Genomic DNA, 25619 nt, shown 5'->3' on the forward strand with positions numbered 1-25619 from the left:
GAAGCCGGGCTTATGCTTCGGCTTCTTTCAAACTTTTACCGGACAACAGTGAAAATAATTAGCATCTATGAAAACTAAAATCATTCTCTTACTGCTAATTATTGCAACACTTATTGGGTGCAAATATGAAGACGGACCTCTGATAAGTGTGAGAACAGTGGATCGTCGTCTTCAAGGAGATTATCATGCAGAATCGTTTCAAATTGATGGGCAAAACGGAATGCAGATCTGGAACGATTCAATTTGTAATGATTATGTAAAAATACGGTTACAAGATCCGGGTGGTGCCGAATTTCATTTTTTTTCAACTATAAAAAAGAATGACCTGAGCGGCGCTTATGAGTTTTCGCAGAATAAAAAAAATCTTCAGCTACTGGTTCAATGGGTTGACAGCTGTTATACAGGATTTGGACCTTTCAAAATGGGCTGTTCATCATCATGGAAAATACACAAACTATCCAATAAAAGATTGTGGATGCAAACTACATTCAAAGGTCATGATTATTTCCTCAAATTGCTCAAGATAAAGGATTACCCCAAATATTAATTACATAGGAAATCAAATGAAAACAAAATCGATTTTACTATTAATAATCATACTGTTCTGTGAGTTAATTGCTACAGCTCAAATGCAGCAAGAGTACAATAACAATGTAAAGTACTGGTACTATAGAAACCGACTACGGTATTTTGTATTACCTGTGGCAAATGTCTATCAAAAGGGAGGTTCCATGGTGTCAGATACCAGAAATAAATATCTTTCGGATGTGATATCTTACGCAGACCAAATGATGTATTTTGGTTATTATTTGGGAGTACTCGCCACAGAATACAAGCTATTAACATCATATGGACAAGATGCTTCATTAACGCTAAATGAATTAGAAATTGCAATGGATTCCTACATCAGAGTGGATCGCTGCGAACAAGACCATCCATGGTATAATTCATCAGCTGTTTATGATGGTTTCTTCATGCGGTCGGATGTTCCGGAATCATTTATCAGGGACCATCCTGAAATAAATGATGGCCTCACTCCAACCAATAATGTCTCATCACAAAACGCCGGGGAGCCTGCTTATGTAGACAATATTTCAGCAAATGATTTAATCAATCATGATATTACTTCTATTGGTGGAAATGTATCTACTTCCCAACAGTCAATTCATGAAATGAAATTAGGAGCGATGAGCCAGGATCAAGTGATTGGGCTTTTGAGAGGATTAGCGTTGGTGTATCGTTGCGTTCCTGCCGGATATTATGCACATGATAAAGCTGCGGAAATTGCTGATAAGACAATTTCCTACATCTGGAACGCGGGTTCCTGGACAATAGTTGATCCGAACGGAGACCTTGTCCTTCGGGGAAATAATGCTACAGTATACTCAGTACCGCTAGCGTTAATAAATTCAACATTTGGGAACCCTATATATGGCTCGGTTAACTGGACGAGTTCCAATATAATATGGCAGGGATTCCAGATAGCAACAAGTAACTGCCCTGAATTGGAAATACCGCTAGCGGCAATGTGCGATTGCTGGAATGGACAAAATTCAGGCTTGCCCTTTTTGAATACTACCGAACTTGGAATAAAAAACAATGCCTCATCAAAAAACTGGGACACTTTTTATCTATTATACTGGGAATACCTGCACAATAAGCCTACAAATCTTTTAAGTCTGGGAAAAGTTTATGACCAGCTTACAACCGCCCCTTGCGAAGGTCCATATTTTTATGGCGGGAACCTGTATCCGGATAATGGCTGGGCAAGCACGTGCAAGTTTCAACGAACTTATGATGTTCAAAATACCGGCGATAATGCCAGTGTGGGCAATTTCAATGGTCTCGACTACATGCTGCTGTATAACCTTTATCATATAATAAATCTCAGAGACGGGAATGCATTACCCGGCTATATCGACCTCATACACCGCAATGTTTCAGGCGAGTATCCCAATGGTTTTGGTATCAATGCCGGTCCTCATTGCACCTATACGGGCAATAACGAAACGCCCTTATATATTGATGGATTTGAAACCATTGAATCGACTATGAAAATTGACAACCAGTGCCACCCCGCCCCGGTACTGAATTGCAGCACGTCATGCACCGGAAACGTTATATATCGTGCAGGCAAGCGCATAAGCCTGAAACCCGGGTTCACGGCCAAAGCCGGAAGTTTTTTCCATGCCTACATTGAACCCTTTGACTGTGGAAATATGAAGTCGGGAAATCTCTATGGATTCCACCGTCCGGAAGAGTTACCCGCCGGATTTATTGATAAATCAATCGTTACAGAAAACATAACTGCAGAGTCTGTCAGTAAAGACAGTTTAATCAATGATTTATCATTAGGGCAAACGATAACAGCCTATGATGAAGCTTTTTATGCCTTCCCGAATCCCTTTGATAAAACCATTGAGATACATTTTATGCTTACAGAAACAGAAAATGTACACATCGTTGTACGTGATATTTATGGCAACATCATACAAACACTGACCGACGGTAAAAGCGCAGAGGGAGCACATACTCTAAGCTTTGATGCAACACCATTTAAAGCCGGTACTTATTTCTGCAGTATAGAATCAGTATCTATTAATAAAACGATAAAGCTTGTGAAAACAGAATAGCATTCCCTTCCGCACAAAAACAAATCTCGCTTTCATCGGAGATTTTAATCCTGACCAATATCATCAGCTATTTTCCCAATATTCGGCAAACTGTCGCACCTATTATTTTGCAGTATGGTAAAAATTGTGCAACTTTGCGACAAGCAAATCGTTCTGTTGTATGACAGAAGATTGTTTTACTTTAGACAGCTTTTGTTATATTCTGTAAATCCTTCTAACAATTTAAAATTCAACATTTAGAATTTATAATCTCTCAATAATTTAACATCATCATCATGAAGAAAAAAATTACATTATTCGCAATTTTAATGGCTTTCACAGCTATTATATCATTTGCTCAAACCACACTGCCCACTTCATGGGCATGCGACCCGGCTGCACTACCCAACGGCTGGACAACAAATTTAACCGACTACTACAACAGCGGCAGCGCAGGCTTTTTCCATAATACGGCTCCTGCCTGTAAATTCAATTCTCAGGGCAAGTTTGTGATGATTAATTTCACCGATTTACCCGGAACCGTTTCTTACTGGATAAGGGGCACATCAGGCTTTGCAGGAGGAACATTTACAGTTGAAGAATCTGTTGACGGCAGCACATGGACTCCGGTTCACGTATTCACGGATGCCAATGTCAACAAAAACGTACTGGTAAACTATACGGATAACCTGACATCCACATCACGTTATGTAAGATTTATGTACACAACCAAGGTATCAGAAAATATCTGTATTGACGATATCAGCATTACTCAGGCAACACCCGGTCCTGCTGCATGGATATCAATTAAAAACGGCACAACCACCATTCCTACGGGTTCGCAGCTTATTGTTGGAAATGCCCCGGCCACAACACTTAAAGTAATTAATTCGGGGACTGATTCAACACTGTATCTTACAAGCAGCAATTTTACCGGAACCGACGCTTCAATGTTTGGTTTGACAGGGTTTCCGTCGAGTGTGCCGGCTCATGATTCGGTAACATTTACCCTCGACTTCACTCCTACCGGAGCTGATGGCAGCAAAACAGCCATACTCACTATCGGCAACAGCGACCCGAATAAAAACCCCTTCGTCATTAATCTCTATGGTGTTAAAGGCAGCTTTGCAACAGAGCCTACCGCCAAAGCCATTAATGTTCATTTCACCTATCAAAAAACTTTTCAGCACAATGTAGTCTTTGATGATCCTTCGGCAAAGCCTGAGCATTACATAGTACTTCGCAGTATAGACACACCTGTTGCCGATGAGCCTGTTGATGGCACAACTTATAAAAAAGGAGCATACATTGGAACTTCACAGGTTGTCATGGTTTGCGACAGCGGAATTTCTTTCAGACCCTTATTCGTTGTTCCCGGAACCATTTACTATTATAAGATATTCTCATTTAACGGACCCACGGGATATGAAAATTATCTTACAACCAACGCAGCCGCTGACAGTGTAATTACTGCCGACAATATGATAGGCACCTATTATGCCACCATCAACCCTGCCAGCCCGACCTTCAAAGCCGATCTTCACAATTTGATTAATCCGCATACAACCTTATACTATAGTGATTATGCCACCTACCTGATTCGCAACTACGAATCGCGCGATACGGTTGTTGCCAACACATCACAGAAAGTTGTAACCTGCATTTATTCAGGATATCCGACGGTTTACACCGATCCTTTCTCATGGTCAAGCATGAACCGCGAGCACACATTCTGTCAGTCATGGATGCCGACCGTTGGGTACTCAAACTTCCAGAACATGCCTGAATACAGCGATTATCACAATCTGTTTCCTGCAAGCACAACGGCCAACAGCCACCGTTCAGATATTCCTTTGGGCGTTGTTGTTCAGAATCCTCCCGACTGGACATACGGTGGTTGCAAAGTAGGTAATGATACAGCCGGCAACAAAGTTTTTGAACCCCGCGACGAACAAAAAGGTGATGCAGCACGTGCCATGATGTACATGCTGGTGTGCTATAACGGCGTTGGTGGCGAATTGTGGAAACTGCCCGATTATATCAGCGGATTCATGCCTTACGGACAGGATGAAGCCGTGCTGAAAGCATGGAACATCAGCGATCCTGTTGACAACTGGGAAATGGGACGCAATGATTACATCCAGAGCGTTCAGGATAATCGCAATCCTTTTGTTGACAGTGTGCAGTGGGTAAATGCTTTTAACTTCTCAGATATGGGACAGGGCATTGTTCGCAACAGCCTGAGCGATTTCTCGGTGGTTGTTTTCCCAAGCCCGTCTGACGGTGATTTCACAGTTCTTTATGACTGCCGGAATTCAGGACAGATTCAAATAAACATTACTTCGATGGACGGACAGCTTGTATTTACAACGACACAAGCCTGCACCAAAGGAACAAATACCATTTCGTTGAGCACAGCGCTGCCTTCGGGCCTTTATATGATGCGACTTGCCGGCGACGGTGGTGTTACTACCAAAAAAGTGCTGATTAATAAATAATACTGCCTCTGTACCCTTCGACAGGCTCAGGGTACAGTATAATAATGCCGGACGTTTCGACAAAGTCAGCGTCCGGCATTGTTTTTTTGCAAAGCATTCAGTAAATATTTTTGACTGAATTTGTCAGTTTGCAAAATTTCATGTAGGTTTGTTACGTTAAGTTATCTCACATAATTAATATAAAGTGACCGACAGCGTAGTCATCATCCCCACATACAACGAAAAAGAAAACGTTGAGAAAATGATCAGGAAAGTATTTTCACTGACTCAGGAATTTGATATCCTGGTAGTTGAAGATAATTCGCCTGATGGAACAGCAGCTATTATAAAAAGCCTGATGTCTGAATTTCCGAATCGTTTGCACATTGAAGAACGAAAAGGAAAACTCGGTCTGGGCACAGCCTATATTCACGGTTTCAAATGGGCACTTGCAAGAAATTACCAGTACATTTTTGAAATGGATTGCGATTTCTCCCATAATCCGGAAGATCTTTCAAAACTTTATCACGCCTGCGCCATCAACGGTGCAGACCTTGCTATCGGTTCAAGATACATACGCGGTGTGAACGTTGTGAACTGGCCGATGGGTCGCGTGCTGATGTCGTACTACGCATCGGCTTATGTGCGTATGATAACAGGCATGAAAATCCGCGATACAACTGCAGGATTTAAATGTTATACACGCCGTGTTCTCGAAACTATTGACATGGGTAAAATCCGTTTTATGGGTTATGCCTTTCAGATAGAGATGAAGTTTACTGCATGGAAGCACGGATTTAATATTATTGAAGTCCCTATTATTTTTACCGACCGCACCGAAGGTCAGTCGAAAATGAGCCGTGGAATTTTTAAAGAAGCCATTTTTGGTGTGATGAGCATGAAAATAAAAAGCTGGTTTCGCACCTATAAAAAATTCGAGCGACCTGCTGAAACAATAAGCTAATATAGCTTCGACAGCTATTACAAACTGTTTATAATGCCCCAGAAATTCTGCATTACCGATGCAACGATAGTGAACGAAGGCATTATCCGTAAGGGCAGTGTATTCATTGACAATGGCGTCATCCAGAGCATTACTGAAAAAGAAATTTCACCGGGTTATATTTTTGAAAACGATTATACGCACATTGATGCGGAAGGGCTTTTCCTCATTCCGGGTGTTATTGACAGCCATGTACATTTCAGAGAACCAGGACTTACGCATAAAGAAGATATCCGAAGCGGAAGCAGAGCAGCAGTAGCCGGCGGCATCACAAGTTTTATGGAAATGCCAAACACCCTTCCCCAGACGATTACGAATGCACTGCTGAATGAAAAGCATGAAATTGCCTCGCGCGATTCGATGGCCAATTATTCGTTTTATCTGGGCGCTACCAATGACAATATTGAGGAAATAAAAAAAGCTGACTTTTCAAAAGTGTGCGGTATCAAGGTTTTCATGGGTGCATCTACTGGAAATATGCTCGTTGATAATGAAACAGCGTTACAAAAAATATTCCAGTTGCCTGTATTGATTGCTGTTCACTGCGAAGATGAAACCATCATTACAAAAAACCTCGCTGCGTTTAAAGAACGTTTTAAGGAGCACATTCCATTTACCGCTCATCCGCTGATACGCAGCCGGGAAGCCTGTGTTCAGTCAACACTGAAAGCTATTTCACTTGCATTAAAACACAACAGCAGGCTGCATGTGCTGCATCTGTCCACTGCCGAAGAAGCCGCGCTGTTTGCCAACGGCAATGCATCAACAAAAAATATTACATCAGAAGCCTGTGTACATCACCTCTGGTTTAGTGATGAAGATTATGAAAAGCTTGGCGCGAAAATAAAAGTGAACCCCGCTGTAAAAAGTACCGACGACCGCGAAGCACTGCTGCAGGCCTTAAATGATGGCACAATCGATGTTGTCAGTACCGACCACGCGCCACACACATTAGAAGAAAAATCGAACAATTATATGGAATGCCCGTCGGGCGGACCCATGATGCAACATGCCCTGCCCCTGATGCTGGAGCTTGTACGCAAAAATAAAATTACGATTGAAACACTGGTACAGCGCATGTGCCACGCACAGGCCGATTGCTTCAGGATAGAAAAACGCGGTTATATTCGCAAAGGCTATTATGCCGACCTTGTTCTTTTTGATCCTGACTTACCGTGGCAGGCAGGAAAGACCAACATGCTGAACAAATGCGGTTGGTCGGCGCTTGACGGGCAGATTTTTCACAATTTTATTACACACACCTTCGTGAACGGCCGCCTTGCCTACAACGACGGGCGATTTGATGAAAGCGTGAAGGGAATGCCGTTGGTGTTTGAATAATTATCAGACTCCAGTTTAATGACTAATAGTCTGAATTATCTCCGTTATCGTCGGGCTGACGTTTCTGTTTGATTCCGCCATTAATTTTGTAAGTAACCCCCAGAAACAGCACTCTGCTGTCGCGACCGCTTACCATTGACTGGTTGAAATTATCGCCCGTTGTAACAACAGAATACTTCTGTGATTTTAAAACGTCGCTCACGCGCGCACTCACTGTTATCCTGTTTTTCCACAAATCTTTTTTCACACCGATATCCATAAAGTAGAGTTCAGCTTGCTTTCCCTGAGTACCGGCCGGCATAAACCGACCACCCTGCCCGGTAACAGTAGTAACAGCCGAATTATAATTGAAGCTCACCTGAAGGTCGAACACTTTGAGCGCCATGCTTGAATTAATCTTTGCAGTCCAACTGTAAGTCGCGTCTTTAAAGGCATTGGTAAGTTGCGTTCCGCTGAATTTTTGTCCGAAAACACTGGCATTCGCATTGATTTTCCACCATTTGCCCACCTGCTGGCTCACGATTAATTCAAGTCCGTACGACTGTCCTTTATTCAGGTTCTGATACGTAGAATATGTAACGCCACCCGGTTCCAGTGTCATGATACGTGAAATGATATGGTCAATCTGACGATAAAAAACGGTTGTACTTAACGAAGTTTTCTTGATACTGATAAGATGTGCCAGTTCAAAAGAGTTAATATATTCGGGCTTCAGGTAAGGGTTTCCTGCCGAAATATTCAAAGGGTCAGAGTTATTTATGAAGGGGTTGAGCGAACGCCAGGACGGTCTATTTACCCTACGGCTGTAACTGAGTTGTAAGGCATTCTCTTCCGTAAATTCATATTTAAGATGAATGGTTGGAAAAAAGTTAAAATAGCTATTCGTAAATTTCTGCCCTGATGTTTTCTGATTCGAAATAGTTGTAGCATATTCAGCCCTCACACCTGCTTGATATTTGAAGTTTGCAATGCTGTTGGAATAAATCAGGTAGGCGGCATGTATTTGCTCATTATACACAAAATTATTACTCGTATTGGTATCCTTAATCCAGTCGGGTGCTCCACCGGCTTTGTTCTCCTGAAGATAATCAAGGTCAGAATTTTTATAGCTGTATTTATATCCGGTTTCCATACGACCACCGGCCCAGAGTGGCATAAAATAATCGGCCTGTCCGATGATAGAAGTATTCAGTGATTTTGTAATAGAATTTTGCAAATCGGGTTCAACACTTATTGGAGTATAGTCAAGGTGGTACGGCTCATAGGCCATCAGGCTGGTATTGTCACCGGGATTCTGCTCAAAGGAAATGTTTGATGTGAATTCCTGATTCTTTTTTTTGAACGTTTTCTTATAATTGATTTCTCCTTCCGGCCCTCCACCACTATTGGTTCCATGTGTTTGTCTTACATAATAACTGGTCGGGAAATCCAGATAATTCAGCGCAGCATAATGCGTTGTTTCATTTGTGGTGAATTTTCTGATTCCATATTCTCCGGTAATCGTCAGCGTATTTTTATCATTAATAAAAAAATCGGCGCCGGCTTTAAAATTATTGAATTGCCCAAGCCTTCCTGAGTTCTGGTGTTGGTCAAGAAAAGAGGATGTATCGTTGTAGGTACTTTCACGGTTTTGGTCAGTATAACCTTTCATAGAGAAATATCTGAAATCATAATTGGCGAAAATATTCACTTTCTTCTGTCTGAAATTCAGGTTTACCGATCCTGTATATTTATCACCGGTGCCGGCATTAAGAGAAACCATACCGTTGTATCCGGCTTCTTTCGGCTTCTTCATCACAATATTAATAATGCCCGACATGCCATCGGGGTCGTAACGTGCCGAAGGATTGGTAACAATCTCCACTTTGTCTATCATACCTGCGGGAATCTGATCCAAATCGGTAAATGTGGATGGCCGGCCGTCAACAAGAATCGTAACGTTTGATGATCCGCGCAAACTCACCGTTCCCTCCACATCAACAGAAACAGAAGGTATTTTTTGCATGATATCAATTGCGGTACCTCCGGCCGAAACCATGTCCTTATCAACATTAATAACCTTTTTATCGAGGTTATATTCCATTTGCTGCTTTTCGCCATTAATAGCAACTTCCGAGAGATTTGCAACGGTTGGTTCAAGATGTATAACGCCCAAATCGCGTTCAAGTGTATCAGGTTTGATACGGATACCACGGATAGTCTGAATTTTAAAACCGATAAAATTTACTTTGGCAAAGATGTTCCCAAACGGGACTTTTTCAATTCTAAACTTTCCTTTATTATCAGAAACAGCACCGGTAATCATCGCAGAATCTTTTGTTCTGTAAAGAACAATATTCGCATATTCAATGGGTTTCCCGGACTGTTTATCTGTCACCGTCCCGAAAACAACGCCTTTGGGTACACCGCCCTGCTGCCCGCCTTTTCCCTGTGTCTGTTGCCCGAATAATATTCCATTACCCAGCAATATCAATACAATTGCTATTTTTTTAATCATGAGACCTGTTTCCCTGGTTTATAGAATCAATTAACGGTGATGCAACGGCAATAATCACACGTCGCTGCATGAATACCGGCAATGAAGCGGTATTCTTGCAGTTTTGCGCGACAAGTTATCGGATTATTTTTTAGGTTCTTCTGTTTGTTCCTGATGGTGACAGCATTTTTTATCCATGTCTTTATTTCCACCTTTGCATCCGTCGCCGGTTCCCGTTCCACATTTTCCACCACCCTGACCTTTGCCGCATTTTTCGCCATCCTTGCATCCTTTGCCGTCACCTTTACAGCCTTTGCCTTCGCCCTGTCCGCATTTCTGGCCACCGTCCTCATCATCTTTAATAATGATTACTTTTTCCTCTTTGCGTTCTTCCTGACAGCATTTTGATGCGTGCATATCATAATACACTTTCTGTTCATCAGTAAGCAGTGCTCTTACACCCATTTCAAAAGCAACTTTCTTCTTTGCCATATCAGCTTTCAGAAGGAACAGTTCATCAATGGTTTTACCTGCTTCATTCACATCAGCCTTATCGCCCGTTGTAACGGTTACAAGATGCGCTTTCTTTTCGTTTATCTGATTATTCAGTGCATTGCAATCTTTCATAAGGTTAAGATGCAGCTTGTATATTCCATCTAACTGATCTTTGGTGAGGTCGGGGATAAAATCGAATTTATCCATGCCGCAGCGCTGTCCATCACCGCCTTTGCAACCGGCGCCATCTCCACCTTTTTTGCAATGCTGAGCATACGTATTATTAACACTGAAAGCCGTTGTAAGCATCAGTACAAACATTAAGGCCATGCCTTTCTTTAAAAGAGTCGTTTTCATTGAATTTGGTTTAAGTTTTTGTAATTGTTATTTGGTAATAGTTTTGAAATGCTGCTCAAATATTAGCAGGCATCTGATTAATCAGAACTAGTATGTGCTTTTTTCTTTGCTCTTGCAACCTTCCGGTTCATTTTCCATACGACAATGATGTTGTCCTTTTCCTTTATCTCGACAATCCATTTTATCATCACAGCAGAAAATATTGCCAAATATTTCTGCAAGTTTTTTTTGCTGTTCGGGTGTACATATTTTTTTAAGTTCAAGATAATGTCTGGTATTCGCTTTTCTTATAGAAGCGTACAAAACACCGATTTTGTCGGCAATAGTGTCGAGTTTCAGGGTGTCAACTGTTTCAGAGATTACGCCGTCAGCAAGCAGTTTTTTCTCTTGTTTAATCTGTGCAACAAAAGCGTGAACCTTGTCCATGTGTGCTTTTTTTAAAACTGCAAATTGCTCTGACTGCATTTTGTCAAAACCGAGTTCATGCACCATAAAGCTGTCGGGGCCCGGTTGTTGCGGCCTGTGCTCCGAAAAATCTTTTTTGAAATAAATATGGTACGCAAAAACACTGATGGCGCCGATATTTACAATTATAAGGATTCCAACAATCCACCCGATAATGTTTTTTCTGCTGAAATAATTCATGATTACAGGTTATTTGTTTAAGTAATAAGTGTCCACTTCATCGGTACCGTTGTCTTTCACTTGATACTGCGAAGCCAGCTCATTAATAGTTGAAGTACGCATATCAACCACTGATTTTGATGCTTCCGATTCTTTTATATTATTCAATAAATGCACCCCCAGAAATATGGCGATTGTTATGGATGCCGCTGCAAGCAAGGGCTGAATGTATTTTATTGCAATTCTGTAGTTTTCTTTCCGACCGGATACGGAGGCGCGTACTTCTATTTTCTCCAAAATATTTTCGTAAAAAGTATCCGAATCGGGCATGCTGCGCTTTGTGGTCTGCACTGCTAATGCAGATGAAACTGTATTGTACAGTTGACGGCATGCTCCGCATGAATCAATATGAGCTTTTACCTGCTGCAATTCCTTTCCGGGAAGGCTGCCGTCGGCAATAAAAATCATGTTTTGTTTTACAGTTTTGCAGTCCATGGTGGTATGAGATGTTGGTTAGACAACAAAAAATCAAAAAACTTGCGCACTGCGCTCATTTTTTTTCAAAATAATCAGCCAATTTTTTCTGCAACTTCAGCTTTGCGCGGTGTATCAATGATTCCACCGAGCTTACCGATACGTCCATAATTTCAGCGATATCGCGGTAAGACAGCTCATCATACTTATTGAGTGTAAATGCAATTCGTTGGTTTTCGGGTAATGAATCAATGGCCTTTTCGAGTATCAGAGACATTTCGTTTGAGTCAACTTCCGATATTTCCGGCTCCGAAGCTGCGGTTATAACAGATTCTAATCGTTCGAGCGGTTTATTATCAAATGACTGAATGAATGAAGATTTTTTTTTCTTCTTTATAAAATTCAATGATTTATTTACTGCAATGCGATAAAGCCAGGTTGCAAGCTTTGATTCATGGCGAAATCGTGCAGCGGAGGCATGCACTTCTATAAAAACTTCCTGAGCAAGGTCGCGGGCATCTTCACGGTTCAATACAAAGCCATAGCATGTGGAATACACCTTATCACGGTATTGGTCTACCAGAAGGCGAAAAGATGCTTCATCTCCCGCTATAATACCGTTTATGAGCGCCCTGTCGTCCAACAATGATGACTTTATGCCTGAGCCGTAGGTCCGCCAAAATTAAAAGGCGTAAGATCCATAGGGTTGGATTCCTTGATGGGTCCGAAATTCTGTTCAAACTTTGCGATATTCTCGCCCAGAGCGTTCAACAGCCTTTTTGCGTGCTGAGGTGTAAGAATAATGCGTGATTTTACTTTGGCTTTAGGGCTGCCCGGCATTATTTTCACAAAGTCTATGATGAATTCCGAATGCGAATGAGTAATGATGGCGAGGTTTGAATAGGTGCCTTCGGCCATTTCTTCACTAAGTTCGATGTTGATTTGGTGTTCGTTTTTATTATCTGTCATGCCTTTTAAATTTTATTTTATTAAAAAAAAGGCTCTGCAGGTGCAGAGCCTTTAACTATTTGCATCAGCCGGCGTCGATGTGTATATCTTCCCTCTCTTTGGAGGCAACCAGCTTTTCGAATTCTTCCTTACTTCCAACAATAATCTTGTCGTAATCCCGGAGTCCGGTACCGGCAGGAATAAGATGTCCTACGAGTACATTTTCCTTCAGTCCGAGTAAGCTGTCAGATTTTGCTGCAACAGAAGCGTCGGTAAGAACCTTGGTAGTTTCCTGGAACGATGCCGCTGATAACCAGCTTCTGGTCTGCAGAGAAGCTCTGGTGATACCCTGAAGTATCTGGCGACCGGTAGCGGGTTTTGCGTCACGTGATTCAATCGGTGTTTTATCGCGGCGTTTCAGTACGGAGTTTTCATCCCTGAGTTTACGGGCAGCAATAATCTGTCCCGGACGGTAATGTGTTGCATCACCCGGGTCAACGACTACTTTTTTCCCATAAATCCAGTCGTTTTCTTCCTGGAAGTCAAGTTTATTCACCACTTCACCTTCAAGGAAACGTGTATCGCCCTGGTCTTCCACTTCCACTTTACGCATCATTTGGCGAACCACTACTTCAAAGTGTTTATCATTAATTTTCACACCCTGTAAGCGGTACACTTCCTGAATTTCGTTCACAATATATTCCTGAACCTGTGTGGGTCCTTTAATAGCGAGAATATCGGCCGGTGTGGTAGCACCATCTGAAAGTGCCGTACCTGCCTTGATATAGTCATTTTCCTGTGCAAGAATCTGTTTGGTGGTAGATATCAGGTAATGTTTCTCTTCGCCGGTTTTGGAAGTAATAATGATTTCCCTGTTACCGCGTTTGAGTTTTTTACCAAACGAAACCACACCATCAATTTCAGAAACAACAGCGGGATCAGAAGGATTACGTGCTTCGAAAAGTTCGGTCACCCTCGGCAAACCTCCGGTGATGTCACCGGCTTTACCTACAGCTCTCGGAATCTTACACAGCACGTCGCCTGCTTTGATTTTCATACCTTCTTCAACAACGATGTGAGCTCCAACCGGGATATCATATGATTTAACGATTTCCTTGGTTTTCTCATTCACAATCTTGATGGAAGGATTCTTTGCTTTATGACGGGTTTCAATAATAACCTTGTCGTGATAACCGGTTTGCTCATCTGATTCTTCACGGAAAGTCACGCCTTCAACAATATCTTCAAAAACAACTTTTCCCTGAATTTCAGAAAGAATCACCGCATTGTACGGATCCCAGTCGCAAATCAAACTGTCTTTCTTAAGTTCGTCGCCATTCTTGTAATAGAAGTTGGCGCCATAAGGCAGATTATGTGATGTAAGAACAATTTTTGTGTTCTTGTCAATAATTTTCATTTCAGCCGAACGGCCAATGATAACCTGATATTTTTTGCCTTCTTCGTTTTCGTAATCTACAGAACGGAGTTCATCGATTTCAAGAATACCGGCATATTTAGCTTCAATTTTGGAGGCTGAGCCGATATTAACACCGGCAACACCACCAACGTGGAATGTACGAAGAGTAAGCTGTGTACCGGGCTCGCCGATTGACTGTGCTGCAATAACACCAACAGCCTCACCTTTCTCAACCATACGGCCACTGGCCAAACTACGTCCATAGCATTTAGCACAAACGCCGTGTTTGGATTCGCAGGTTAGTACCGACCTTATTTCAACTGATTCAATCGGCGAATCTTCGATAACGCGGCATGATTCTTCTTTCAGTTCTTCGCCTGCAGCAATAATCAATTCGCCGCTTTGCGGATGATAAACATCGTGCAACGTGACCCTGCCGAGTAAACGGTCATACAGTGTTTCCACTTCTTCTTCGTTCTTTTTAAGGGCTGTAACAGTGAGTCCTCTAAGAGTTCCGCAGTCGGGTTCAGAGATAATCACATCCTGGGTAACATCAACCAGACGACGTGTAAGATAACCGGCATCAGCTGTTTTAAGAGCGGTATCGGCCAAACCCTTACGAGCACCGTGCGTAGAGATAAAGTACTCAAGTACCGAAAGTCCTTCGCGGAAGTTAGAAAGAATTGGGTTTTCAATAATCTCACCACCGGTGGCACCTGATTTCTGTGGTTTTGCCATCAGACCCCTCATCCCGCAGAGCTGACGAATCTGCTCTTTAGAACCACGGGCGCCTGAATCAAGCATCATGAATACAGGATTGAATCCCTGACGGTCATCAGCCAGCTGTTTCATAACGGCCTGTGTAAGCCTTGAGTTTGTATGTGTCCAAACGTCGATAATCTGATTGTAACGTTCGTTATTGGTGATAAAGCCCATATTATAGTTACCCATAATCTCATCCACTTCTTCGTTGGCTTTCTTAATGAGTTCAGCCTTGAGCGGAGAAACAATAAGGTCGCCGAGGTTAAATGAGAGGCCGCCGCGGAATGCCATAACAAATCCAAGTTCTTTGATATCATCAAGGAACTGTGCTGTACGGGCGGTTCCGGTAAGTTTCAAAATATCACCGATAATGTCGCGAAGGGCTTTTTTAGTCAGCAGCTGATTCAGATAGCCATATTGACGCGGTACAACCTGATTGAACAGTACGCGACCAACGGTGGTTTCAATCAGTTTATCAGAATATTCACCATTCTCACGAACTTCAGCATGAACATAAATGTAAGCATGCAGGTCCAGTTTGCCTTCGTTGTAAGCAATAATAACTTCTGAAGGACCATAGAATTTATAGCCTTCGCCCCTGATGGTATGTTCGGGAATTCCCCTGCGGCCTTTGGTCATATAATACAGACCAAGTACCATGTCCTGCGACGGAACCGTAATAGGCGCACCGTTTGCAGGATTCAGGATATTGTGTGATGCAAGCATCAGAATCTGAGCTTCAAGAATGGCAGCATTGCCAAGGGGTACGTGAACAGCCATCTGGTCACCGTCAAAGTCGGCATTGAAAGCCGTACATACGAGCGGATGCAACTGAATCGCTTTTCCTTCGATGAGTTTAGGCTGAAAAGCCTGAATACCCAGGCGGTGAAGTGTCGGGGCGCGGTTAAGCATGACCGGGTGCCCTTTGAGTACGTTTTCAAGAATATCCCAAACAACGGGATCCTTGCGGTCAACAATTTTCTTGGCTGATTTTACCGTTTTCACGATACCGCGCTCAAGCATTTTACGTATGATGAACGGTTTGAAAAGCTCTGATGCCATTTCTTTCGGCAAACCGCATTCATTCAATTTCAGTTCAGGACCAACCACAATAACCGAACGGCCTGAGTAGTCAACACGTTTACCGAGCAAATTCTGACGGAAACGTCCTTGTTTGCCTTTCAGACTGTCGCTGAGTGATTTCAACGGACGGTTTGATTCAGTTTTTACCGCATTCACTTTCCTTGAATTATCAAAGAGTGAGTCAACGGCTTCCTGAAGCATACGTTTTTCGTTTCGCAGAATAACGTCCGGAGCTTTGATTTCAATAAGCCTTTTGAGCCTGTTGTTGCGGATAATAACGCGGCGATACAGGTCGTTCAAGTCGGATGTTGCAAAACGGCCACCATCGAGAGGAACGAGCGGACGCAGTTCGGGCGGTATAACCGGAACTACTTTCACTATCATCCATTCGGGTTTGTTATCGATGCGCTGATTTGCGTCGCGGAAAGCTTCAACAACCTGTAATCTTTTCAACGCTTCGGCTTTACGCTGTTGCGAAGTTTCTTTACTTGCTTTGTCGCGAAGCGTATATGAAAGTTCGTCAAGATTGAGTCTTGAAAGCAAATCATACACGGCGTCGGCACCCATTTTTGCAATAAACTTATTGGGGTCGGTATCGTCAAGATACTGGTTATCTTTTGGCAGATTTTCCAGAATCTCAAAATATTCTTCTTCAGTCAGGAAATCGAGGTATTTAACGCCATCAGCTTCTTTAACGCCCGGATTGATAACAACGTAACGCTCGTAATAAATGATGGTTTCAAGTTTCTTTGTCTGAAGACCGATCAGTGCGCCTATTTTATTGGGCAGTGACCTGAAAAACCATATATGTGCAACGGGTATGGTAAGCTGAATGTGCCCCATACGCTCGCGTCTAACTTTCTTTTCGGTAACTTCAACACCGCAGCGATCGCATACGATGCCTTTATAACGTATCCTTTTGTACTTCCCGCAATGGCATTCCCAGTCCTTAACAGGACCAAAAATACGTTCGCAGAACAAACCGTCCCTTTCGGGTTTATATGTTCTGTAGTTGATGGTCTCGGGTTTCAGTACTTCACCGCTCGAACGCTCGAGAATTACTTCGGGTGAAGCAAGGCTTATTGTTATCTTAGAAAAATTACCTTTTGTTGTGGTGTCTTTTCTGAAAGCCATAATGTTTATTGATTATGCTGAATTATTTTTTTGAAGAGTACCGGCAGCAATAAACTGCTGCCGGTCTCCCATTAATTCTCAAAACTATTCTTCGAATGTAACATTCAGACCAAGTCCCTTGAGTTCATGTACAAGTACATTGAACGATTCGGGGATACCCGGTGTTGGCATATTCTCGCCTTTAACCAGCGATTCATAAGCTTTTGCCCTGCCTGTAACATCGTCAGATTTTACGGTAAGGATTTCCTGCAAAATGTTGGCAGCACCAAATGCTTCAAGTGCCCAGACCTCCATTTCACCGAAACGCTGTCCGCCGAACTGAGCTTTACCACCCAAAGGCTGCTGCGTAATGAGCGAGTACGGTCCAATGGAACGGGCATGCATCTTGTCATCAACAAGGTGATGCAGTTTCAGCATATAAATCACACCAACAGTTGCGGGCTGGTCAAAACGTGTGCCGGTACCACCATCATACAGGTAAACGCGTCCGTTCTCCGGAAGCCCTGCCTGTACTAAGTAAGAGTTGATTTCTTCGATAGTTGCGCCGTCGAAGATAGGCGACACGAATGTCATTCCAAGTTTTTTGCCTGCCCAGCCAAGAACCGTTTCGTAAATCTGTCCGAGGTTCATACGTGAAGGTACGCCCAGAGGATTCAGTACGATGTCAACCGGAGTTCCGTCTTCGAGGAAAGGCATGTCTTCTTCCCTTACAATACGGGCAACAATACCTTTGTTACCGTGACGACCGGCCATTTTATCACCAACTTTGAGCTTACGCTTTTTGGCAACATATACTTTGGCCAGTTTCACAATACCCGAAGGCAGGTCATCACCCACAGTTTCGATAAAACGATTCCTGTTGTAGATTCCCAGATGTTCGCGGAATTTGATATTATAGTTATGGAGCAGCATTTTGATAAGTTCGTTCTTATCTTTATCTGTAGTCCACTTGTTAGGATTGACACTTGTATAATCAAGACCCAGTAAAAGTTTTGAAGTGAATTTTGCTTTTTTGGAAATCACTTCTTCTTTCAGGTTGTTGTATACGCCCTGTGATGTTTTACCGTCAACCAGCGACATCAGTTTCTCGACCAGTTTAATTTTCAGGTCGGAAATATTTTTCTGATATTCGTCCTCAATCGTTTTCAGGTTATCTTTTTCCTTGGTTTTGGATTTTTTATCCCTGATTACTCTTGAGAAAAGTTTGGTACTTACAACCACGCCTTTCATGGAAGGAGGTGCTTTCAAAGATGCATCTTTTACATCACCGGCTTTGTCGCCGAAAATGGCACGCAGCAGTTTTTCTTCCGGAGTAGGATCGGTTTCACCTTTCGGTGTAATCTTCCCGATAAGGATATCGCCTTCGTTCACTTCAGCACCTACCCTGATAACACCGTTTTCGTCGAGGTCTTTGGTGGCTTCGGCGCTAACATTGGGAATATCATTGGTAAGCTCTTCCATTCCGCGTTTGGTTTCCCTGACTTCAAGAATGAATTCTTCAATATGGAGTGAAGTAAAAACGTCGTCGCGTGCAACACGCTCCGAAATTACGATAGCATCCTCAAAGTTGTATCCTTTCCAGGGCATGAAAGCCACGGTAAGGTTTATACCAAGAGCAAGCTCGCCGTTTCTGGTTGCATAACCTTCTGAAAGAACATCACCTTTCTTCACTTTCTGTCCCTTGCGCACGATGGGTTTCAGATTGATGCAGGTATTCTGGTTTGTACGTATAAATTTTGATAAAGCGTACGTACGAACATCGGGCTCGAAACTGACAATACGGTCAGTATCGGTGCGTTCGTATTCAATAATTATCTGACGGGCATCTACATATTTTACTACGCCATTGCCTTCGGCATTGATAAGCACGCGTGAATCCCTTGCAACTTTGGCTTCAAGACCTGTTTGTACAATGGGAACTTCGGGGTTCATCAAGGGGACGGCCTGCCTCATCATGTTCGATCCCATGAGTGCACGGTTAGCGTCATCATGCTCCAAAAATGGAATAAGTGATGCAGCAATTGATGCAATCTGGTTCGGTGCAATATCTATTAAGTCGACCTTTTCGGGTTCAATAATAGGATAATCGGCAAGGTACCTGGCTTTCATTTTCGCCTCGAGGATGGTTCCATCTTTGGCAATTTCAGTACTTGCCTGTGCAATAATTTTATCTTCTTCTTCTTCCGCAGTAAGGTAAACAGGAGCATCGTTCAGTTTCACTTTGCCTTTTTCCATTTTCAGGTAAGGCGTTTCAATGAATCCGAGCTTATTGATTTTCGCGTATACGCAGAGTGAAGATATAAGACCGATATTCGGTCCTTCAGGAGTTTCGATGGTACACAGACGGCCATAATGGGTAAAGTGAACGTCACGTACTTCAAAACCGGCTCTCTCGCGCGACAGACCACCGGGTCCGAGTGCAGAAACCCTGCGTTTGTGAGTAATCTCAGATAATGGATTTGTTTGATCCATGAACTGTGATAACTGGTTGGTGCCAAAAAATGTATTGATAACAGATGATAATGTTTTAGCGTTGATAAGATCGGCAGGAGCAAAAACTTCGTTATCGCGGACATTCATACGTTCGCGGATGGTACGGGCCATACGGGCCAGACCAACACCAAACTGTGCGTACAGTTGTTCGCCAACAGTACGTACACGACGGTTGCTCAAATGGTCGATATCATCAACTTCAGCTTTTGAATTCTGAAGTTCAACCAGATATTTTATAATATGGATGATGTCTTCTTTGGTAAGTACTCTGACGTCCATACTGGTGTCAAAGTTCAGTTTCTTGTTGATTCTGTAACGACCAACATCACCAAGGTCATAACGTTTATCCGAGAAGAACAGTTTCTCGATGATACCGCGAGCGGTTTCTTCATCGGGAGGCTCGGCGTTACGCAGCAGACGATAAATAAATTCAACGGCTTCCTTTTCCGAGTTGGCAGCATCTTTCTGAAGTGTATTGAAGATGATGGCATAATCGTTGGCGTTCACGCTTTCGTTATGCACAAGTATCGTCTTTACACCTGAGTCAATGATTGTATCAATGTGGCTGTTCTCAATCTCGGTTTCGCGATCAATAAGCACTTCGGTACGTTCAATGGAAACAACTTCACCGGTATCTTCATCAACAAAATCTTCAATCCATGCACGTACAACCCTTGCAGCTAGTTTGCGGCCCACGAGTTTTTTCAGGGCAGCTTTATTCACCTTAATTTCATCAGCAAGGTTGAATATTTCAAGGATGTCTTTATCACTCTCGTAACCAATGGCACGAAGGAGTGTTGTGACAGGTAATTTCTTTTTGCGGTCGATGTAAGCGTACATCACATTATTGATGTCGGTCGCAAATTCGATCCACGATCCTTTGAAGGGGATAATACGGGCTGAGAAGAGTACCTGCCCGTTGGCATGGCGGCTCTGCCCGAAAAATACACCGGGTGAGCGGTGCAACTGGCTTACCACAACTCTTTCGGCACCGTTGATCACAAAGGTACCTTTGGGAGTCATATACGGTATCATACCCAGATATACATCCTGGATAATGGTTTCGAAATCTTCGTGGTCGGGGTCAGTACAATAAAGTTTGAGTTTCGCTTTCAGCGGAACATTGTACGTGAGCCCTCTTTCAAGGCATTCGTCAATGTTGTAGCGCGGAGGATCAATGAAATAATCAATGAACTCGAGAACGAAATTATTTCGTGCATCCGAAATGGGAAAGTTTTCTGCGAATACTTTGAACAATCCTTCGCTTGCGCGATTTTCGGGAGTGGTTTCCAATTGAAAAAAATCCTGGAAGGATTTCAGCTGGATATCTAGAAAATCGGGACACTCTACCTGTATGTGGGTGGATGCAAAACTTATTCTGTCGGTCTTAATTGAAGCCAAGGTCGTAAGGTTTTTTGGTTACAGAAAAAAATAAAAAAATGAAAAGAACTATGAATATAAACGGGAATAAGACTTCAGGCTCGCGCCTGAAGTCTATGCCCGGTTATTGTATTTCCAAACTTTCTTACTTAATCTCAACCTCTGCACCGGCCTCCTCTAATTGTGATTTCAATGCATTTGCTTCATCTTTGGCAACGCCTTCTTTGATAGCTTTGGGAGCTGCATCAACCAGTTCTTTTGCTTCTTTCAAACCTAAGCTTGTGAGTTCTTTAACCAGTTTCACAACGGCCAATTTAGCCTGACCAGCGTTTTTCAGTATTACGTCGAATTTTGATTGCTCTTCAACAACGGGGCCATCAGCACCAGCAGCGGGAGCAGCAATTGCTACAGCAGCTGCAGCGGGCTCGATTCCATACTCGTCTTTCAACACTTTTGCCAATTCGTTGACTTCTTTAACAGTTAAATTCACCAACTGTTCTGCTAAAGTTTTAATGTCTGCCATTTTCGTTATGTTTTAATTGATTGATAAAAAGATTTCTGTTTATTAAAATGATTTGATTATTCCGGACGTTCAGACAGGGTCTTAACAAGTCCTGAAATGGTATGACCTCCTGACTGTAATGCACCCATAACATTGTTAAGGGGTGATTGCAGCAGACCGATAATTTCTCCGAGAAGTTCGTTTTTGGTTTTCAGACTGATAAGTGCATCTAACTGGTCGTGACCAATAAAGATTGACTCGTCAATCAGGGCACCTTTAAGAACCGGCTTTGTAACACCTTTTTTCCTGAAATCTTTAATAAGTTTTGCAGGTTCATTCGGCGATTCGCAAAGCATGATTGCTGTAGGGCCATTCAGAATATCGAACAGAGGCTCGTACGGCTTTTCCGTATGTTCCATAGCTTTGCGCAGAAGGGTGTTTTTAACAACCCTGAGCTGTACATCACGTTTAAAACAAAGTCTCCTGAGTTCGTTGGTCTTCTCAACGTTCAATTCGGATATATCAGTAATATAGAGGTTTTTATTGGCTTTAAGTACTTCCGCCAACTCTTCAATTACCTGATTCTTTTCTTCTTTTTTCATAAAAAATAAGGTTCAAAATTTACCTGTGACTGAAAAACATTACGCCATCGATTTCGGGTCGATCTGAATGCCCAGACTCATGGTACTTGACATGAAGATACTCCTCACGTATGTTCCCTTGGCCGATGCGGGTTTCAGTTTAAGGATAGTTTGCATAAGTTCGCGTGAATTTTCAGCGAGCTTATCAGCATCAAAGGATGCTTTACCTACCGAAGCGTGGATGATGCCATATTTATCAACTTTAAAGTCGATCTTTCCGGCTTTTACTTCTTTAACAGCCTTGCCTACTTCCATGGTAACCGTTCCGGTTTTTGGGTTGGGCATCAGACCGCGTGGTCCGAGTATCCTACCTAATGCACCTACTTTCGGCATCACGTTCGGCATGGTTATGATGACATCTACATCTGTCCAGCCTTCTTTTATTTTGGCAATGTAATCATCAAGGCCATAAAAATCAGCACCTGCGTTTTTCGCTTCTTCTTCCTTTTCCGGTGTACAGAGAACAAGTACTCTAATGGTCTTGCCTGTTCCGTGCGGAAGAGTAACGATACCTCTTACCATTTGATCCGATTTCCTTGGGTCAATGCCCAAACGAACATCCAAATCAACGGAAGAGTCAAACGTGGTGGTGGTGATTTCCTTTACCAGTTTTGAAGCTTCATCCAGCGAATAAGCCTTTTCCTTTTCGACTTTTTTCAGTGACTCTTTTCTTTTCTTAGATATATTAGCCATCGCTTGAAATAGTTAAAATTATTAATTAGCGGCCGGGCCTTTACCTGTTACGGTAATCCCCATGCTGCGTGCAGTACCGGCTACCATTTCCATGGCCGACTCAAGAGTGAACGAATTCATGTCCACCATTTTTGCTTCGGCAATGGCCTGTACCTGTTCCCATGAAACCGACCCGATTTTATTTCGGTTAGGCTCCGGTGAGCCTTTGGGTTTCTTGACAACTTCGAGTAACTGAACTGCAACTGGAGGAGTTTTAACGATAAAATCAAATGATTTATCCTTATAAACAGTAATAATCACGGGGATAAGCTTGCCGGCCTTGTCCTGCGTACGAGCGTTGAATTGCTTGCAGAACTCCATGATATTCACACCTTTGGCACCCAAAGCGGGACCAACGGGAGGTGATGGATTCGCGGCTCCTCCTTTGATTTGCAATTTTATTAAACCACCAACTTCTTTAGCCATTTTTTAATTTGTTTAAGCAGTAAACACTAATTGTTTGTTTTACTTCTGTCTATTCTTTTTCGACCTGCATGAAGCTCAGTTCAAGCGGGGTTTTTCGACCGAAGATCTTCACCATAACTTTCAACTTCTTTTTCTCTTCGTTCACCTCTTCGATAATTCCGCTGAAACTGTTAAACGGGCCGTCAATTACTCTAACTGCCTCACCGATGATAAAAGGTTCGCTGATTTCTTCGCCTTTTTCTGACAATTCGTCAACTTTACCAAGAATTCTGTTCACCTCAGCCTGGCGAAGCGGAATCGCTTCTCCTTTTGATCCGAGGAATCCCAGCACTCCGGGTACATTCTTTAACGTATGAGTAACCTCGCCGGCCAAAACAGCTTCGATAAGTACGTAACCGGGAAAGTAGTTTCTTTCCTTACTTATCTTTTTGCCCTTTCTGACCTGGTAAACCTTTTCAGTTGGTATCAAAACCTGCGAAACGAACGACTGAAGATTCAGCCGGTTTATTTCGCTTTCAATCAGCTCTTTCACCTTCTTTTCTTTGCCGCTGATGGCTCTGACAACATACCATTTTTTTACTTGCTCGCTCATAATTCCACCAGGTGTAAGGTAAATCAGTTAAATTAACCAAACAGACTATCAGTAAAACTGATTTACAGTTAACTCAGAACAGTTTATAAAACTGTGTGAGAACAGTACTAAACGTCACGTCCATCAAATAAACCATTACGGCAATTATCAGGGAAGCAACAGACACGACAATAGCACTGTTTTGCAGTTCGCTCCAGGTTGGCCAGGAGACTTTGTGCATTAACTCGTCGTAACTATCTTTAATATAATTTGCAACCTTTGACATAGGTTTTGTATTTTGCACGGGTGGAGAGACTCGAACTCCCAACCAATGGTTTTGGAGACCACTACTCTACCAATTGAGCTACACCCGTTTCATTCACTAACAACCTTTATTTTTATTATGCAATCAATGGCACCCCGCAATTACAGAGTGCCACTGATACATTGTGTTCAACTATACGTCAAGAATCTCGGTTACCTGACCAGCACCTACGGTCCGTCCGCCTTCGCGAATTGCAAACCTGAGGTTCTTGGCCATCGCGATCTCAACGATCAGGCTGACAGTAATTGTCAGGTTATCGCCTGGCATTACCATTTCAACACCTTCGGGAAGATTTACTTCGCCGGTTACGTCAGTTGTACGGAAGTAGAACTGAGGACGGTATTTGTTATGAAACGGGGTGTGACGTCCACCTTCTTCTTTTTTCAGAATGTAAACTTCAGCTTTAAATTCTTTGTGAGGATGAATCGAACCGGGTTTTGCAATAACCATACCCCTGCGGATAGCGTCTTTGTCAATACCACGAAGAAGCAGACCTGCGTTGTCACCGGCTTCTCCTCTGTCGAGGATTTTACGGAACATTTCAACACCGGTTACAACTGATTTCATTTTTTCAGCACCAAGACCGATGATTTCAACAGGGTCGCTGGTATTGATAACACCTGCTTCAATTCTGCCGGTAGCAACGGTTCCACGACCTGTAATCGAGAATACGTCTTCGATAGGCATCAGGAAGGGTTTGTCAACTTCCCTCGGAGGCAGAGGAATATAGGAATCAACGGCATCCATAAGTTCCATGATTTTTTCAATCCACTGGGGCTCTTTGTTCAGACCACCAAGTGCAGAACCACGGATAATAGGTGTATTGTCACCGTCAAAGCCGTAGAATGTAAGACGCTCGCGAATTTCCATTTCAACGATGTCCAGCAATTCTTCGTCATCAACAAGGTCAACTTTGTTCATGAAAACAACCATTTTGGGAACACCTACCTGACGTGCAAGAAGGATATGCTCATTGGTTTGGGGCATAGGACCATCCGTAGCAGCAACAACAAGGATAGCACCGTCCATCTGGGCAGCACCTGTAACCATGTTCTTAATGTAGTCAGCGTGGCCTGGGCAGTCAACGTGAGCATAATGCCTTTTTTCAGTAGCATACTCTACGTGAGCTGTATTGATTGTAATACCTCTTTCTTTTTCTTCGGGAGCGTTGTCAATTGAATCGAATGACCTGAATTCGCAGAGACCTTTATCCATAAGGGTAAGTGTGATAGCTGCAGTCAGGGTTGTCTTACCGTGGTCAATGTGACCAATAGTTCCAATATTTACGTGCGGTTTGGAACGATCGAATTTTTCTTTTGCCATTTTAATTTAAGGTTTGTTAAGTG

20 protein-coding genes and 1 tRNA gene are annotated in these 25619 nt (G+C 42.8%); 5 read left to right on the forward strand and 16 right to left on the reverse strand.

The window, feature by feature from the left end:
• Window positions 1-67 precede the first annotated feature (67 nt).
• The 5 genes from WCM76_12455 (at window position 68) to WCM76_12475 (ending at window position 7433) form a co-directional block, all read left to right on the forward strand.
• A complete protein-coding gene (locus WCM76_12455) occupies window positions 68-547 on the forward strand; it encodes a hypothetical protein (protein MEI6766446.1) in 480 nt (159 codons plus the stop codon).
• Window positions 548-563: 16 nt separating this feature from the next.
• Entirely contained in the window at window positions 564-2633 is a 2070-nt protein-coding gene (locus WCM76_12460; GenBank protein ID MEI6766447.1) for a 3-coathanger stack domain-containing protein, read from the forward strand.
• A 275-nt stretch (window positions 2634-2908) separates the two neighbouring features.
• Window positions 2909-5110 (forward strand): endonuclease, encoded by a 2202-nt coding sequence (locus WCM76_12465; GenBank protein ID MEI6766448.1) that lies wholly within the window; start codon window positions 2909-2911, stop codon window positions 5108-5110.
• 184 nt (window positions 5111-5294) lie between these two features.
• Complete coding sequence (locus WCM76_12470; GenBank protein ID MEI6766449.1) at window positions 5295-6053, forward strand: polyprenol monophosphomannose synthase; 759 nt, start codon at window positions 5295-5297, stop codon at window positions 6051-6053.
• Between the two features lie 33 nt (window positions 6054-6086).
• Window positions 6087-7433: a dihydroorotase gene (locus WCM76_12475; protein ID MEI6766450.1), complete on the forward strand. Its 1347-nt coding sequence runs from the start codon at window positions 6087-6089 to the stop codon at window positions 7431-7433.
• Between the two features lie 22 nt (window positions 7434-7455).
• Here the strand turns inward: WCM76_12475 and WCM76_12480 are convergent, their stop codons facing one another.
• The 16 genes from WCM76_12480 to tuf all read right to left on the reverse strand — a co-directional run bounded on the left by WCM76_12480 (window position 7456) and on the right by tuf (window position 25596).
• Complete coding sequence (locus WCM76_12480; GenBank protein MEI6766451.1) at window positions 7456-9930, reverse strand: TonB-dependent receptor; 2475 nt, start codon at window positions 9928-9930, stop codon at window positions 7456-7458.
• A 123-nt stretch (window positions 9931-10053) separates the two neighbouring features.
• Window positions 10054-10761, reverse strand: a complete 708-nt coding sequence (locus tag WCM76_12485) for a hypothetical protein (protein MEI6766452.1) — start codon at window positions 10759-10761, stop codon at window positions 10054-10056.
• Window positions 10762-10848: 87 nt separating this feature from the next.
• Window positions 10849-11406: a hypothetical protein gene (locus tag WCM76_12490; protein ID MEI6766453.1), complete on the reverse strand. Its 558-nt coding sequence runs from the start codon at window positions 11404-11406 to the stop codon at window positions 10849-10851.
• A 9-nt stretch (window positions 11407-11415) separates the two neighbouring features.
• Window positions 11416-11880, reverse strand: a complete 465-nt coding sequence (locus WCM76_12495) for a zf-HC2 domain-containing protein (protein ID MEI6766454.1) — start codon at window positions 11878-11880, stop codon at window positions 11416-11418.
• A 55-nt stretch (window positions 11881-11935) separates the two neighbouring features.
• Window positions 11936-12502: a sigma-70 family RNA polymerase sigma factor gene (locus tag WCM76_12500; protein ID MEI6766455.1), complete on the reverse strand. Its 567-nt coding sequence runs from the start codon at window positions 12500-12502 to the stop codon at window positions 11936-11938.
• A gap of 11 nt (window positions 12503-12513) precedes the next feature.
• Window positions 12514-12828 carry a DUF3467 domain-containing protein gene (locus WCM76_12505; protein MEI6766456.1) on the reverse strand — a complete coding sequence of 105 codons (315 nt, stop codon included), beginning with the start codon at window positions 12826-12828 and terminating at the stop codon, window positions 12514-12516.
• 64 nt (window positions 12829-12892) lie between these two features.
• Window positions 12893-17203 (reverse strand): DNA-directed RNA polymerase subunit beta', encoded by a 4311-nt coding sequence (rpoC, locus tag WCM76_12510; GenBank protein ID MEI6766457.1) that lies wholly within the window; start codon window positions 17201-17203, stop codon window positions 12893-12895.
• 84 nt (window positions 17204-17287) lie between these two features.
• The gene (gene rpoB, locus WCM76_12515; protein ID MEI6766458.1) at window positions 17288-21097 is read right to left on the reverse strand and encodes a DNA-directed RNA polymerase subunit beta; all 3810 of its coding nucleotides are present in this window, start codon (window positions 21095-21097) and stop codon (window positions 17288-17290) included.
• A gap of 124 nt (window positions 21098-21221) precedes the next feature.
• Window positions 21222-21599 carry a 50S ribosomal protein L7/L12 gene (gene rplL / locus WCM76_12520; protein MEI6766459.1) on the reverse strand — a complete coding sequence of 126 codons (378 nt, stop codon included), beginning with the start codon at window positions 21597-21599 and terminating at the stop codon, window positions 21222-21224.
• Between the two features lie 56 nt (window positions 21600-21655).
• Window positions 21656-22180, reverse strand: a complete 525-nt coding sequence (gene rplJ, locus WCM76_12525; protein ID MEI6766460.1) for a 50S ribosomal protein L10 — start codon at window positions 22178-22180, stop codon at window positions 21656-21658.
• A gap of 39 nt (window positions 22181-22219) precedes the next feature.
• Complete coding sequence (gene rplA, locus WCM76_12530; GenBank protein MEI6766461.1) at window positions 22220-22912, reverse strand: 50S ribosomal protein L1; 693 nt, start codon at window positions 22910-22912, stop codon at window positions 22220-22222.
• Between the two features lie 21 nt (window positions 22913-22933).
• The gene (rplK, locus tag WCM76_12535) at window positions 22934-23377 is read right to left on the reverse strand and encodes a 50S ribosomal protein L11 (GenBank protein ID MEI6766462.1); all 444 of its coding nucleotides are present in this window, start codon (window positions 23375-23377) and stop codon (window positions 22934-22936) included.
• 49 nt (window positions 23378-23426) lie between these two features.
• Window positions 23427-23969, reverse strand: a complete 543-nt coding sequence (gene nusG / locus WCM76_12540) for a transcription termination/antitermination protein NusG (protein ID MEI6766463.1) — start codon at window positions 23967-23969, stop codon at window positions 23427-23429.
• A 73-nt stretch (window positions 23970-24042) separates the two neighbouring features.
• Window positions 24043-24234, reverse strand: a complete 192-nt coding sequence (gene secE, locus WCM76_12545; protein MEI6766464.1) for a preprotein translocase subunit SecE — start codon at window positions 24232-24234, stop codon at window positions 24043-24045.
• A 15-nt stretch (window positions 24235-24249) separates the two neighbouring features.
• Window positions 24250-24322: transfer RNA gene (locus WCM76_12550), tRNA-Trp, on the reverse strand.
• A gap of 83 nt (window positions 24323-24405) precedes the next feature.
• Window positions 24406-25596, reverse strand: coding sequence for an elongation factor Tu (tuf, locus tag WCM76_12555; protein MEI6766465.1), 1191 nt, complete (start codon window positions 25594-25596; stop codon window positions 24406-24408).
• Window positions 25597-25619: the final 23 nt, after the last annotated feature.

The organism is Bacteroidota bacterium (genome assembly GCA_037133915.1).
GTDB lineage: Bacteria > Bacteroidota > Bacteroidia > Bacteroidales > CAIWKO01 > JBAXND01.